Source organism: Marinilactibacillus piezotolerans, from assembly GCF_900114235.1.
Classification (GTDB): Bacteria; Bacillota; Bacilli; order Lactobacillales; family Carnobacteriaceae_A; genus Marinilactibacillus; species Marinilactibacillus piezotolerans.
The window spans coordinates 1-14,327 of sequence record NZ_FOSJ01000053.1 but is presented as its reverse complement, the minus strand read 5'-3'; the positions used below and the strand labels follow the sequence as shown (position 1 = coordinate 14,327).

Below are 14,327 nucleotides of genomic sequence, written 5' to 3'. Positions count from 1 at the left end.
GATTCCATTCGTCCATGATGATGCAAAAACAATGCCCGACAAGTGGATCCGTTTATTATCTTTCGGGAACAGTGTTCTACAGTACACGGACTAATACTGTAGAAGTGATTTTACATATCTCGAAAAACTTCAAAAAAACGAAGTTTTTTAAACATGCCTTCTTATACTTCTCGTTGCTTTACTGGATCTGTTATAAAGCTGTTTAATCCAGACAATGATTGGATTATATTACCTTCATCGACAGAAATCATCATACGAGCAACGAGAAATTTGGGAAACATAATTTTTCATAGATTATTGGGAGTTACCATTTTATTATTATAATTATAGCATAATAATCTAATAGATTAGGTTTAAGCCCTATAGTTTCTGGACGACGTAGTTATATATATTTATATAAATAATATAGTAATAGTAGTAGGGCCTGTGTATACTGTGGAAAAGTAAAAAAAGGCTTAGAAACAATAGTTTTCCACTTGTGGATAATCTGTGGGTAACTTTGTGCAGAAACAATAGAGTTATACACAAGTTGAGAAACCAAATCCTTTTCTCTTATTGCAGACTTTTTTTGATTTGTTCAATTTCATGTTTTAATTCATCATCTTTACTCAAGGCTTTTTCTATTTTTTCATAAGCATGTATAACTGTAGTATGATCTTTACCGCCAAATTCTTTTCCAATTTTAGGTAAAGAGTTATTTGTCATTTCTCTAGAAAGATACATAGCAATCTGTCTAGGTAATACGATCTGACGAACTCGTTTCTTTCCTTTCAAGTCAGCTAAAGTAATTTGATAAAATTTGCTGACTACTTGTTGGATTGTTGCAATCGAAACGTCTAGATTTTTATCTTTTTTAACCATACTTTTTAAGGCATCAGCTGCTAGACTCGTTGTAATATCATTTCTTTGTATAGCAGAATATGCCTGTACTCTAACTAGCGCGCCTTCTAACTCACGAATATTTGAGTCGATTTGCCCAGCTATATAGCTTAGTGTGTCATTGGGTATCTCAAGGCCTTCAGCATTTGCTTTTTTTCGTAAAATAGCAATTCTAGTTTCTAGATCAGGCGGGGTAATATCGACAGAAAGCCCCCATGCAAACCTTGAAACTAGTCTTTCTTGTAGTTTTGGAATCTCATTTGGTAATCGATCACTAGTTAGAACAATTTGTTTGCGGTCATCATATAATGCATTAAATGTATGGAAAAATTCTTCTTGGGTTCCTTCTTTATCTGCAAAGAACTGAATATCATCCACTAATAATAGGTCTACGTTTCTATATTGCTGTCTGAATTTCTCTTGCGTTCTATTTTGAATAGAATTGATAAAGTCATTTGCAAAATTTTCGCTTGATACATATTTAATCTTGGCATTTGGATTGATCTGCAGATATTGATGACCAATTGCGTGCATTAAATGTGTTTTTCCAAGTCCGACTCCTCCATAGAAGAATAAAGGATTATAGATTGTACCTGGTTCTTCGGCTACAACTAAAGCAGCTGCATGTGCCATCTGATTTCCTTTACCAATAACAAAAGTATCAAAAGAATATTTACTATTTAAGGTGCTGGACACCATGCTGATATGATCAAAAGATTCTCTCTTTTGAGGTTCTTTATTTTCTTCATGGTTAGCCTGTTCTTCTGATGTGACAAAAAGAGGTGAAATTTCACGTCCGAAATACTCATATAAGTACTCTACCATTCTGGTAGTCAGGTTATTTTGCCAATATTCCTTATGCAAAGTGGATGGAACTTCTATAGTAACGGAATTATCAGTAACTCGGACGAGGTTAGCGCTTTGGATCCATGTATCGTAACTAACTTTTGAAAGAGACTGTTTAAATTTATCCTGTAAATGTATCCACAATGGATGCGGGTTGTTCATCATGTTCCTCCTCGTCTCACTAAGTGTTTTTTTATTTTATCACGTATGAGAGAAGTTTTCCACAGTTGAATAAAAATGTTAATAAAAAATCCATAGGGTGTGAAGGAACTTATCCACAGACAAGAAGAAGAATAGAATCTTGAAAGAAAATAAAAAGAAATGAACAAGGAATGTGGATAAGTTTTTGGGTTAAAACCCTATCCGGAAAGTATTTAAAAGGGTTATGCACAATCCGTTTGCGCTTGTTGATAACTTTATTAACAGGTTGTGATGTTGTGGAAAATGCTAGTATAAGCTTGTTGATAGAAAAAAGTTGTTATAAGGTTATGCTCAAGGCTGTGGATAACCTTTAAGAAAAAAGTGAACTATAAGAATATGGATTCTATCTAACCAAGAGAATGTTTGTCAAAAATCTAAAGGGAGACTTGACAAACTGCTTTACTTTACTTAATATAATATAGTCTGTCTATGTTATGATGCAAAATTTAGATAGCATTTTGTAACCTTTAAATAGTAAACAGAGATATTGGAATGATTCAGGAGGTGTATGATCAATGTCACAACAAGGATTAACATATCAACCTAAAAAACGTAAGCGTCAAAAAGTACACGGATTCCGTAAACGTATGAGTACTAAAAACGGACGTAGAGTATTGAAAGCAAGACGTCGTAAAGGAAGAAAAAGAATTTCAGCATAAGAAATAATAGGCGACGATAGCTTCTTATTACAATATAAGAGCTTGTCGCCTTTTTTTGTTTTCTGTAATTTTATTTGAGCCAAGAAAGAAAAAGTTTGAGCAGAGGAAGGTGAAGACTGTAATGAAAAAAGCTTATCGTGTTAAAAAAGAAGCGGATTTTCAAAAAGTCTTCCATCAAGGTAAGTCCGTTGCGAACCGACAGTTTGTTGTCTATGTTTTAGATAAACCTGATCAAAATCATTTTAGAGTAGGGATTTCTGTAGGGAAAAAAATCGGCAATGCACCTGTTCGAAATGCAATCAAGAGAAAAATTAGACATGCATTAATGGAGTTCGATCAGAAAAGTGAATTGAAACATAATAAAGATTTTCTAGTAATTGCAAGAAAACCTACAGCAGATATGTCTTTTTTTGAAGTAAAAAAAAGTTTGAATCATGTATTGAGATTAGCTAAAATGATGTAAAATATTTGAATAGATATTAGCTATAATTTAAAAAATAAGGATGTTTAATTGACTTATTTTGATTTATAATAGATTTAGCGCACAAGAATTTGGAAAAGAGGTAAAAGAATTGTCTAACTTATTTAAAAAACGTAAGCGATTGCTGTTGATGCTCAGTATGCTTGGCTTAGTACTGTTTTTGGCTGCCTGTGGTACAAGTGATATAACAGCTGATAGTGAAGGTTTTTGGGATGGTATTATCATTTATAATTTTGCCCGTTTTATTATATGGGTCTCCAGTATATTCGGAAATAATTATGGAATCGGGATTATCATTGTAACGATCATCATTAGAGCACTATTGATACCAATCACCCATTTCCAACAAAAAAATATGCAGCAAATGAATGAAATCAATCCTCAATTGACAGAATTAAGAGAAACTTACTCTGCAAAAGATGCAGAGACGCAAGAAAAATTGAGAGAAGAACAACAGCGACTATATAAAGAAGCAGGTGTTAATCCATTTTTAGGTTTCTTGCCTTTGCTGGTTCAGATGCCAGTGTTTATCGCTTTATATCAATCTGTTAATAGAACACCTATTTTGGCAACGGGAGATTTCTTGTGGGTCAATTTAGGAGCACCCGACCCACTATATATTTTACCGATTCTGGCGGGACTATTCACTCTTGCTAACTCTCACTTAATGAGTATGGGAAGACCACAAGCAGGTGGAAAATTTATCACTTATATCATGCCATTATTTATTGTGCTGATAACGTTTAGACTATCTAGTGCATTGGCATTATACTTTGTAGCATCAAATGGGTTTGCCGTATTACAAACTTTATTATTACAAAATCCTTTCAAAATCCGTAAAGAACGAGAATTAAAGGAACAAAAACAACGCGATGCAGAAGTTGAGCGTAGGAGAGCGCTGAGAAAAGCTCAAAAATTGGGACGAAATGTACGTAAGTAATCCAAATGTTATTGTTTTGATATTGTTTAGAATAGAATAAAATCACCTAGCGTTGAACGGAGGGCATTATTCGTGATAGATAAATATACAGCACAAGCACCAACAAAAGAAGCAGCGATCGAAAAAGGATTAAAAGCTTTGGGATTAAAAAGAGAAGATGCAGAAATCATTGTTACAGAGCCTGGGAAGAAAGGATTCCTAGGGATTGGACAAAAAGATGCAGTTGTAGTTGTTAAAAGAACAGTTGCGACAAATATTATGGATGAGGTTTTTATAACCCCAGCTCCTAAAAAAGCGCCTGTCAAAACAGAAATAGCGTCTTCGGGTTTTCGTTCAGAACAGTTTGTAGGTGAAGATAATCAAAAAGAAGCTTTTGCAACTAATGAAAGAGAGCAGTTTGAATCTGAATCAAAAGCGTCTGCAGAATCAGTAGTACCAACTTATGAAGAAGGTGCTAAATCAGCTGATGTTGTGGAATCCGACGAAGTGGAAGCAATAGAACCAGTTATTTCTGAAGAAGAAATAAAAGCTAAAGAAGAGAAAGATACAAATGGAATTCAATTCGTGGCTGATTATCTAAAAGATATAACTAAAAAAATGGGTATAAATGACGTTGATGTAAATGTGTCTAGGGAAGGTAAAAAAGTTCAGTACAATATCGAAACAGAAGATGCCGGATTAGTTATCGGTCGTCATGGTAAAGTATTGAACAGTTTACAGACTCTTGCTCAGATTCAGTTACATCAAGTGGCAGAAACAAAGTTTTTTGCAAAAGTAGATGCAGAAGCTTATAGAGATCGTCGTCAAAAAACTGTGGAGCACTTGGCTAAAAGAACGGCTGACAAAGTAAAACGAACGAAAAGGCCTGTCATATTAGAACCAATGCCAGCGCATGAAAGAAAATTGATCCATAGATACTTGAATCATCATCAAGGCATTCAAACCCATTCAGAAGGTAAAGAACCACATCGTTACTTAGTCGTGGAACCGACAGAATGATATTTAGTTAAAGGAACTTACGAAATCCTATTCCATTAAATAGACGAAATAGCTATTTGGTGAAGTAGGTTCGGAGTTTCTTTTTTTTGATTTCGACAACCGAGTATGGAGAATGTATAATAAAAGAAAAATTCAGAAATGTAGGATAATTCCATGAATATTGCAGAAGTTATTGCTCTAGTAAACACAAATAGAGGAAATGGGAAAAAAGAAAATTTAAATCGGATGCATCTATTGATGGATAAGTTAGGAAACCCTCAAAAACGGTTGAAATTCATCCATATTGCTGGCACAAATGGTAAAGGAACAACTGCTGCATTTATCGCATCGATTTTGGAAGAAACATCCTTGAAAACGGGGCTATTTACTTCTCCTCATTTAGAGGTGATTAATGAAAGAATTAAAATTGATCAGCAAAATATTTCAGATGAAGCATTTATTCAGTTTACAGAACGAGTGGTGCTATCTGTTGAAGAAGTAGAATTAGAGCTTTCAGAAAAACTATATTCATTTGAAATCCTTACAGCTATAGCACTGCTGTATTTTGCAGAACAGGAATGCGATATGGTTATTCTGGAAACGGGAATCGGTGGCAGACTAGATTCTACAAATGTTATTCAATCACCTGAAGTAGCGGTTATTACGTCAATAGGCTTGGATCATATGGCGATGCTTGGTAATACAGCAGAAGATATTGCAAAAGAAAAAGCTGGAATCATCAAAAATGGCAGTACGGTTATTACATGTTTCTTAGAAGGTTCTCTTAGAGAAATTTTTAAATGTAAAGCAACACAAGAACGTGCGTCTTTATTAATGATTAATCCGAAAGATATTGAAGTTGTTTCAGCTTCTATAAAGGGTCAACTATTCAGATATAAAGATTTCAAGAAATTAATGATTCGCATGATTGGAGAACATCAGCTATCGAATGCAGCAATAGCTATAGAAGTGGCGATAGCTCTACAAAATAAAGGATATGATTTAACTGATCAATCAATAAAAGCAGGATTAGAGAAAGCCTTCTGGGCTGGAAGAATGGAAACGTTGCTAGAGGATCCGATTGTCATAACTGACGGAGCTCATAATGAGCAAGGCGTTGCACTGCTCAGTAAAAATCTCCGTACATTATTTCCAGATAAAAAATTCACTTTTGTTGTAGGCATGATGAGAGACAAAGCTTATATGGATATGATTAAAAGAATTGGAGATTTAGCAAATCTGTTTATAACCGTTTCTCCAGATCCTTGGAGAGGGTTTGATGCAGAAACAGTTGCTTCTGACTTAAGAGAAAGAGGGTACCTAGCTCGCTCAGCGAAACAGACTTTCGAAATAATTGACTATATTCAAAATAAAGCAAGTAAAGATGAAATGATTATAGTTTTCGGTTCTCTGTATTTAGTTGGAGAATTGAGAAAACTATTACTTCATTAAAATGATTTACTCTGAAATTTGGAGCTTAATAATATGCGAATGACTGGTTTGAGTTCGGGAAATACTGAACTTAAGCCAGATTTTTTTATTTTTTTGAACAATATAAAATAATTTTAATTTATTTTTAAAGTTAATTATGTGTGCATTTTATAAATATTTTAGACAGGAAGAAGATGATTCTATAGAAAGGGGTGGAAAAATATAATATATATTGAAATCTAAGATAAAACGCTTGCAATCGAGAATGTTTTACAGTATTATAATTTTAGAAGTTAACTTGTATATACAAGTTGTCGAAAATAAATTTTTAGGAGGAAAAAACATGGCAGATTTTAAGAATGACGCAAAAGAGTTGCTGGATGCCATTGGCGGAAAAGAAAATGTCAATGCGGTCACTCATTGTGCCACTCGTATGCGTTTTGTTCTAGATGATCCATCTGGTGCAGATGTCAAAAGAATAGAAGATATTCCATCTGTAAAAGGAACTTTTACTCAGGCCGGTCAGTTTCAAGTTATTATTGGTAATAGGGTAGCGGATTTTTATAATGAATTTTCAGATGTTTCCGGACTTGAAGGAGTTTCTAAAGATGATGTGAAAAGTGCTGGAGCAAAACATATGAACTGGCTACAAAGATTGATGGCTGCATTAGCTGAAATCTTTACGCCACTTATTCCCGCAATTATTATTGGTGGTTTAATTTTAGGATTCCGTAATGTCTTGGAAGGAATCGCATTTGAATCATTAGGGGATCAAACAATTGTTGCAACGTCTCAATTCTGGGCAGGGGTAAATGATTTCTTGTGGCTTCCGGGTGAAGCGATTTTCCATTTCTTACCTGTAGGGATTACCTGGAGTGTGACTAGAAAAATGGGAACGACTCAGATTCTAGGAATTGTTCTAGGGATTACATTAGTTTCTCCGCAATTATTGAATGCATATGGTGTTCAAGAAATTCTAGCAGGAGATGTACAAACTTGGGACTTCGGATTTTTCCAATTAGATAAAATTGGTTACCAAGCTCAAGTCATTCCAGCAATGATGGCTGGTTTCTTACTTGCTTATCTTGAAAAATGGTTACGTAAAGTCATACCTGAAGCCATTTCAATGATTTTTGTTCCATTATTTGCATTAGTACCAACGATTTTTATTGCTCATGCAGTAATTGGACCAATTGGCTGGACACTAGGAACTGGATTATCTCAAGTAGTAAACTGGGGACTATCTGGAACCTTTAACTGGCTATTCGGATTTGTATTCGGTGGATTATATGCACCACTTGTTATAACTGGTTTACACCACATGTCTAATGCGATCGATTTACAACTAGTGGCTGACTATGGTGGTACGAATTTGTGGCCAATGATTGCATTGTCTAATATTGCTCAAGGATCAGCAGTTTTAGGTATGATTATCATGCACTGGGGTAATAAAAAAGAAGAACAAGTATCTATTCCTGCTGCTATTTCAGCCTATCTGGGCGTAACAGAACCGGCTTTATTCGGAATTAATATCAAGTTTGTTTATCCTTTTGTGGCTGGAATGATTGGATCTGCATTTGCAGGCATGATCTCAGTTGCTCTAGGTGTAACAGCTAACTCAATTGGAGTCGGAGGTTTACCTGGATTCTTGAGTATTCAAACGGACTCAATGATTGGATTCTTCATTGCGATGGCTGTGGCTTTCTTTGTTCCAATTATATTGACCATTTTCTTTGAGAAGAAAGGAATCTTAACTAAATGGGAAAATAATCATTTACCAATTCCTAAGTTAGGACAGTAGGAGATAATTTAAGTTTTTGTAGTGATCTTTGATTGATGATAAGATAGCTATTAAGCTAACAAACCATTAAAAGAACTTGAGAAAGGACTGGTTCTACAAGGCCGGCAAACGTCTATCTTAATTATAGACCGATAAGCGGTACTTGTGGCTCAGTCCTTTTTATAATCTAGAAAGGATAGAAAATATGACAACTTTTCATGATAAAGTCATTTATCAGATTTATCCAAAATCGTTCAAGGATACAGATGGAAACGGGGTAGGAGACTTAAGAGGAATCATTGAAAAACTCCCTTATCTAGAAGATTTAGGCGTAGATATGCTCTGGTTGAATCCCTTCTACAAATCTCCCCAGAATGACAATGGATATGATGTAGCAGATTATACATCTATTGATCCACTTTTCGGTTCATGGGCTGATTTTGATACATTAGTACAAGAGGCCGAAAAACGGGGGATTACTTTAATGCTGGATATGGTATTGAATCATACCTCTACTGAACATGAGTGGTTCCAGAAAGCTTTATCAGGGGATAAAAAGTATCAGGATTATTATATATTAAGAGAAGCACAGCCAGATGGGAGCCTGCCAACGAACTGGAAATCTAAATTTGGTGGACCAGCATGGTCAAAATTTGCTGATACTGATCTATACTATTTACATTTATACGATAAAACTCAAGCCGACCTTAACTGGCGAAATCCAGACATGCGAAAAGAACTATATGAAGTAGTCAATTTCTGGCTTGAAAAAGGTGTCAAAGGATTGAGGTTTGACGTAATCAATGTGATCGGTAAGGCAGAAGTGCTGAAGGACGCAGTGGATGGTGTTGGGAAGTCTCATTATACAGATACACCGATTGTCCACGATTATATTAAAGAATTAAGCCAGGAAACTTTTGGTAAATATGATGATGTCATTACAGTTGGAGAAATGAGTTCTACTACTGTCAAAAATGGAATCAGATATTCTACTCCTGAAAGTAATGAATTATCTATGATTTTCAGCTTCCACCACTTAAAAGTTGATTATAAAGATGGTGAAAAATGGACAAAGACCCCATTCGACTTTATAGAGTTGAAAAAATTATTAGATGAATGGCAAAGAGGAATGGATGAAGGCGATGGATGGAATGCAGTCTTTTGGAATAACCATGACCAGCCTCGTGCTAACAGTCGATTTGGAGATGTTGAAAATTATCCGATTGAAACTTCCACCATGCTTGCACAAACCATTCATTTGCTTAGGGGAACGCCTTATATCTATCAAGGTGAAGAAATTGGAATGACAAATCCAAACTATAATCAGATTGAAGATTATATAGATATTGAAACACATAATGCCTATAAAGAACTGAAAGAAAAGGGCCTTGCAGAAAATGAGATTATGGAAATCATTCAAGAGAAATCTAGAGATAATTCTCGGACACCAATGCAATGGAATAAAGAGAAAAATGCAGGATTTTCTAGTGGAGAACCTTGGCTGAAAGTATCTGAAAACTTTACAGAATTAAATACTGAAAATGAAATGGTCAGTAAACAAATTCGAGATTATTACAAGAAACTGATTCAATTACGTAAAGAATATCCAATTATCCAAGAAGGATCATATGAACCGTTTGAACTTGGACATCAGAGTGTGTTTGGATATATAAGAGAATATGAAGATAAAAAACTATTAGTTTTGAACCATTTTTATGCAGATGAAGCCATCGTTAAAATCCCAAAAGAATTATTAGATATGGATGCAAGTTATTTAGTTGGAAACAGAAACGAACGTATTCTCGAAGAACCATTTATGATGCAGCCATACGAAACTGTTGCATTTTTATTAAATTAATTAAATGATAAACGAAAGAGTCTTTTGGACAGTAGAGCCCTTACTGTCAAAAGGCTCTTTTTATTTATGCAAATTATATTAACGATTAGAAAAACTTGTGTATATTTTTAGATTATTTGATCTTTGACTCTCATCAATTAAGGTGCTATCATTTAATTTCGTGAGAGGTTTATAATATTTTTTGGGGAGAAGGATACAAAGTGGAAATTATTCGTTTAATAGGTATTTTAATTATTGTTGTTGGATTTATTTTTAAGTTTGACACGATTGCAGTTGTCTTAATCGCTGCTTTGGTAACAGCACTAGTTTCTGGTATATCATTTTTTGAATTTCTTTCATTAATGGGAGAAGCTTTTGTAAGCAATCGATTAGTAACGTTATTCTTGTTAACACTTCCAATGATTGGAATTGCTGAAAGAGCAGGGTTGCGCCAGCAAGCTGTTCATATATTGGAAAAAATCAGTGGGATTACTGCAGGTCGCTTATTCTCGATCTATATGGTGTTTAGAGAATTAGCGGGCACTTTTTCTATTCGCATGCAGGGGCATACACAATTTGTCCGTCCATTGATCGAACCTATGTCTCAAGCAGCTGCTAAGACAAAATATGGAGAAATCAGTGAGAAAGATTCAGAAAGAATTAAAGCGCGTTCTGCAGCAACTGAGAACTTCGGAAACTTTTTTGCGCAAAATACGTTTGTAGCAGCGTCAGGCGTTCTCTTGATTACAAGTACACTAGAATCATTAGGATACGCTATTTCACCTGTAGATATTGTTGTCGCAACTGTACCAGTTGCTTTGATGGCGCTCGTTATTGTTATCATTTCTAATATTTTATTTGACCGTAGTATGCAACGTAAGTACGGCCAAGTTAACCAAGATAAGAAAGAAGGTAAATAATAATGGAGACATTTATAAACAATTTATTAGAGTTCTTTTTTATTCTGGTTGGATTACTACTAGGTTATGTCGCATTTAAAGTGGCGATGGATAAAACACATCCTACTAGGCTAGGCACTTCAATATTCTGGTTATTACTTGGAATTGTGTTTGCAATCGGAAACTTTATCCCTTCAGTCGTCAATGGTGCGATCTTGATGATTGTAGGTATATTGACTTTAACTAAACAAGTTAGAATGAATCAGGTAAAAGAAGTTAAAGAAGCGGAAGCTGAAGCTTCAAGTAAACGCCTAGGTAACCTTATCTTTGTTCCAGTCGTTACACTTGCAGTCGTAGCAGTTGGCGTTGCACAGTTTACCCCACTTGGTGGACAAGCTGGGATTGGAATCGGAGCTGTTACTTCACTGATTGTAGCGATGATTATTACGAAGTCATCACCTAACGAAGCATTAGAAGATGGTAACAGAATGGTTCAACAAGTTGGAGCAGTAGGATTTTTACCGCAATTATTGGCTGCCTTAGGTGTTATTTTTACAGAGGCTGGTGTAGGGGATGTTATTGCTGATGCTATTTCAAGTTTCATTCCTCAAGGAAATCCTTTAATTGGGGTTATTGCCTATTCATTTGGCATGGTACTCTTTACAATGATCATGGGAAATGCATTTGCAGCTTTTACCGTTATCACCGCTGGAATCGGTATTCCGTTTGTTATCTCTCAAGGTGGGGATCCAGCTGTTGCGGGTGCTTTAGCTATGACCGTTGGATTCTGTGGAACTTTAATGACTCCAATGGCTGCAAATTTCAATGCTTTACCAGTAGCTTTACTAGAAATGAAAGATGATAATGGTGTAATTAAAGAACAAATTCCTATGGCATTGATTATGATCGTTTTCCATATTATCTTAATGTACTTCTGGGCATTCTAGAACGCATCGCTTACTTTTGTAAATTAATTTCTGATATAATAAAGCAAGAAAGGTAGAGATTATAATGAAAATATTAATTACTGGATTCGATCCATTTGGTGGAGAAAGCTTAAATCCGGCATGGGAAGCAGTTAAGAAGATTCCTGATACCATTAATGGAGCCGAAATAAAAAAAGTTATGATCCCCACAGTATTTTATAAAAGTGCTGAGGTTACAGAAAAAGCAATTGAGGAATTTCAACCTGATTATGTATTGAATATTGGACAAGCAGGTGGAAGATTTGAACTGACACCGGAACGTGTTGCAATAAATGTAGATGACGCAAGAATTCCTGATAATGAAACCAATCAACCGATTGATGTAGCAATCAAAGAAGATGGAGCGGCAGCTTATTTTACTCAGTTACCTGTAAAAGCAATGGTAACAGAAATGAAAAATGCAGGCGTTCCTGCATCTGTATCAAATTCAGCTGGGACTTTTGTATGTAATCATATCATGTATCAAGTACAATATATGATTGATAAGAAATATCCAAATATCAAAGCAGGGTTCATGCATGTTCCGTTTATTCCAGCCCAAGTATTAGATAAACCTGGAAAACCGGCGATGAATCTTGAAGATATATCAAAAGGAATTACAAAAGCAGTCGAAGCAATCGTCGAATTTGACGGAAAACCAGACTTGAAAATGATTGGTGGAACAACTCATTAAGTAAGAAAAATTAAAAAGGGGAATTTATGTGTAATCCACATAAATTCCCCTTTTTCTAATCAGTAAGTTTGTGGTCCACGTCGTCTGGCAAAGTCAACAAAGCGGAACTTATCTAAGCGATGACGGCTTTCAGTGTATTGGAATAGCCTAGTATCTTCTAAATGCACATCACTACGGGTAACGACAATATGATGATCCCCATGTAGAGACATCAGTCTGCGATCTTCTTCGGTAACAGGCTCTACAGTAAATTCTTTTCTTGCATAGCCAATCTTTAAACCAAGTTTATGTTCAATATAATAATATAATGAATTTTCGGCTTCTTCATCAGGAATTTCTTCAATTACCGAAGTCAGTAAGTAGTCTTTATCGAGTATGACGACTTCGTCATTAAGTTTTCTTGCTCTAATAACAGTGTGTACTTTAGTAGTTTCAGAAACCTTTAAGAATTCAGCAATATGTTTTGGAATCAAAGTGATTTTATTTTCAATTAGAATCGTTTGACTACCAATGTTTTGAGAATCTTGTAGTTCCTTGTAACTAGTTAATCCTGATATAGGAAAATTAAAACGTTTTACATCTAGTACAATAGATCCCTTCCCTTGCTTTTTCTGAATGTAACCATTCTCTAATAACAATGTTAGAGCTTTTCTAATTGTTTCGCGTGAAACATTGTATTGTTTTGTCAATTCATTTTCACTGGGGAGTAGTTCTCCGGATTTATATGTCTGATTCAAAATAGCTGATTCAATTTCTAAAAATATTTCGTGAAATTTGCTCACTTTATCCATTCCTTTGTTTCGTTCTTTATCAGATTTTACCATAGATCATACATTCTGCTCCATGTAAATTTTTTGATAGTCTATAAATAGGTTTTCGTCTATAATAGATAGTAATCCAATATCTTTGAAAGGTGCACATATGAAAAAATTCTTTTTTATCTTAATTATCTTAGTCAGTGCAGGAATAGGCGGTTGGACTGGCTATCATTCTTCTGAAGTGAACTCTGACCTAACGGAATTATGGTTTCAACTCGGATTTATTCTAATAGCAATAGGGTTATTTAGTATCGTTCATATTATTATCCATGAATTAGGGCATTTGATAGCAGCCAAACTTACTGGATATAGATTTTTATACTTTAGAGTGATGAGCTGGGCCCTTGTTAAAGAGCAAAGTAAATTTAGGATTGCTCGTTTTTCTATTGCAGGAACTGCTGGGCAATGTTTAATGATTCCACCAAGTAATGTAGAACCCATGCCTTATAAGCTTTATCTATGGGGTGGTGCACTGGCAAATTTTGCAGTAGGTCTTATAGGAATCGTTTTAAATGGATTTGTTTTTGACTCTCTTTACCTTTATATATTTAGTATAACAAGTTTGATATTTGGTATTATTAATCACTAGTGTTGCATAAAACTTAGAATAAATGATTTTTATACATTGTTACTTTAATCACAAGTAGTTTTCATTAAAATTTCCAAAAAAGTCAATTGCTGGCGCAAGGGATGACTTTTTCCAGAAATTTTTAGGGTTATTCAGTTGTCGCTTAGTCTATTTGCACTTTCTTTCACTTAACCAGGTGCGAACGATGCTTTGAAACACTCAAACGGTTCATACTGTAACGCTCTGATTTGTCTCAAAATTGTGAAGAGGCTTGATTTCAACCTTAATTCAAGTTTCATCAGTAACGTCAATAAGTAGACTATCATCGCAAGAATCACCTGATTCTCTACA

The 14,327-nt window shown here is 34.9% G+C and carries 13 protein-coding genes; 11 read left to right on the top strand and 2 right to left on the bottom strand.

Annotation, left to right across the window (positions count from 1 at the left end):
- Positions 1-552: 552 nt before the first annotated feature.
- On the bottom strand, positions 553-1,887 hold the full coding sequence (gene dnaA, locus BM212_RS10305; protein WP_091898433.1) for a chromosomal replication initiator protein DnaA: 1,335 nt from the start codon (positions 1,885-1,887) through the stop codon (positions 553-555).
- Positions 1,888-2,441: 554 nt separating this feature from the next.
- Here dnaA and rpmH point away from each other — a divergent pair.
- The 10 genes from rpmH (at position 2,442) to pcp (ending at position 12,590) form a co-directional block, all read left to right on the top strand.
- Complete coding sequence (gene rpmH, locus BM212_RS10300; RefSeq protein ID WP_072693642.1) at positions 2,442-2,585, top strand: 50S ribosomal protein L34; 144 nt, start codon at positions 2,442-2,444, stop codon at positions 2,583-2,585.
- A gap of 121 nt (positions 2,586-2,706) precedes the next feature.
- The gene (rnpA, locus tag BM212_RS10295) at positions 2,707-3,048 is read left to right on the top strand and encodes a ribonuclease P protein component (protein ID WP_091898431.1); all 342 of its coding nucleotides are present in this window, start codon (positions 2,707-2,709) and stop codon (positions 3,046-3,048) included.
- A gap of 148 nt (positions 3,049-3,196) precedes the next feature.
- Complete coding sequence (locus tag BM212_RS10290) at positions 3,197-4,006, top strand: YidC/Oxa1 family membrane protein insertase (RefSeq protein ID WP_091898435.1); 810 nt, start codon at positions 3,197-3,199, stop codon at positions 4,004-4,006.
- A gap of 72 nt (positions 4,007-4,078) precedes the next feature.
- A complete protein-coding gene (gene jag / locus BM212_RS10285; RefSeq protein WP_072693644.1) occupies positions 4,079-5,005 on the top strand; it encodes an RNA-binding cell elongation regulator Jag/EloR in 927 nt (308 codons plus the stop codon).
- A 153-nt stretch (positions 5,006-5,158) separates the two neighbouring features.
- Complete coding sequence (locus BM212_RS10280; protein WP_072693645.1) at positions 5,159-6,436, top strand: bifunctional folylpolyglutamate synthase/dihydrofolate synthase; 1,278 nt, start codon at positions 5,159-5,161, stop codon at positions 6,434-6,436.
- Between the two features lie 322 nt (positions 6,437-6,758).
- On the top strand, positions 6,759-8,216 hold the full coding sequence (gene treP, locus BM212_RS10275) for a PTS system trehalose-specific EIIBC component (protein WP_072693646.1): 1,458 nt from the start codon (positions 6,759-6,761) through the stop codon (positions 8,214-8,216).
- A gap of 184 nt (positions 8,217-8,400) precedes the next feature.
- Positions 8,401-10,053, top strand: coding sequence for an alpha,alpha-phosphotrehalase (treC, locus tag BM212_RS10270; protein ID WP_091898429.1), 1,653 nt, complete (start codon positions 8,401-8,403; stop codon positions 10,051-10,053).
- Between the two features lie 200 nt (positions 10,054-10,253).
- Positions 10,254-10,952 carry a DUF969 domain-containing protein gene (locus tag BM212_RS10265; RefSeq protein WP_072693648.1) on the top strand — a complete coding sequence of 233 codons (699 nt, stop codon included), beginning with the start codon at positions 10,254-10,256 and terminating at the stop codon, positions 10,950-10,952.
- Between the two features lie 2 nt (positions 10,953-10,954).
- Positions 10,955-11,878 carry a DUF979 domain-containing protein gene (locus BM212_RS10260; protein ID WP_072693649.1) on the top strand — a complete coding sequence of 308 codons (924 nt, stop codon included), beginning with the start codon at positions 10,955-10,957 and terminating at the stop codon, positions 11,876-11,878.
- Positions 11,879-11,942: 64 nt separating this feature from the next.
- Positions 11,943-12,590: a pyroglutamyl-peptidase I gene (pcp, locus tag BM212_RS10255; RefSeq protein WP_091898427.1), complete on the top strand. Its 648-nt coding sequence runs from the start codon at positions 11,943-11,945 to the stop codon at positions 12,588-12,590.
- A gap of 59 nt (positions 12,591-12,649) precedes the next feature.
- Here pcp and treR read toward each other — a convergent pair whose 3' ends face one another.
- Entirely contained in the window at positions 12,650-13,372 is a 723-nt protein-coding gene (gene treR / locus BM212_RS10250) for a trehalose operon repressor (protein ID WP_072695935.1), read from the bottom strand.
- A 139-nt stretch (positions 13,373-13,511) separates the two neighbouring features.
- Between treR and BM212_RS10245 the strand changes: the two genes are divergently transcribed.
- Positions 13,512-13,997 (top strand): M50 family metallopeptidase, encoded by a 486-nt coding sequence (locus tag BM212_RS10245; protein ID WP_072693651.1) that lies wholly within the window; start codon positions 13,512-13,514, stop codon positions 13,995-13,997.
- Positions 13,998-14,327 lie beyond the last annotated feature (330 nt).

Bases quoted from the DNA above. Each gene is read 5' to 3' on its own strand.
- BM212_RS10280 (WP_072693645.1), top strand. From the start codon at position 5,159: ATGAATATTGCAGAAGTTATTGCTCTAGTAAACACAAATAGAGGAAAT.
- rpmH (WP_072693642.1), top strand. From the start codon at position 2,442: ATGTCACAACAAGGATTAACATATCAACCTAAAAAACGTAAGCGTCAA.
- dnaA (WP_091898433.1), bottom strand. From the start codon at position 1,887: ATGAACAACCCGCATCCATTGTGGATACATTTACAGGATAAATTTAAA.
- treC (WP_091898429.1), top strand. From the start codon at position 8,401: ATGACAACTTTTCATGATAAAGTCATTTATCAGATTTATCCAAAATCG.
- BM212_RS10260 (WP_072693649.1), top strand. From the start codon at position 10,955: ATGGAGACATTTATAAACAATTTATTAGAGTTCTTTTTTATTCTGGTT.
- BM212_RS10245 (WP_072693651.1), top strand. From the start codon at position 13,512: ATGAAAAAATTCTTTTTTATCTTAATTATCTTAGTCAGTGCAGGAATA.
- treP (WP_072693646.1), top strand. From the start codon at position 6,759: ATGGCAGATTTTAAGAATGACGCAAAAGAGTTGCTGGATGCCATTGGC.
- pcp (WP_091898427.1), top strand. From the start codon at position 11,943: ATGAAAATATTAATTACTGGATTCGATCCATTTGGTGGAGAAAGCTTA.
- BM212_RS10290 (WP_091898435.1), top strand. From the start codon at position 3,197: ATGCTCAGTATGCTTGGCTTAGTACTGTTTTTGGCTGCCTGTGGTACA.
- rnpA (WP_091898431.1), top strand. From the start codon at position 2,707: ATGAAAAAAGCTTATCGTGTTAAAAAAGAAGCGGATTTTCAAAAAGTC.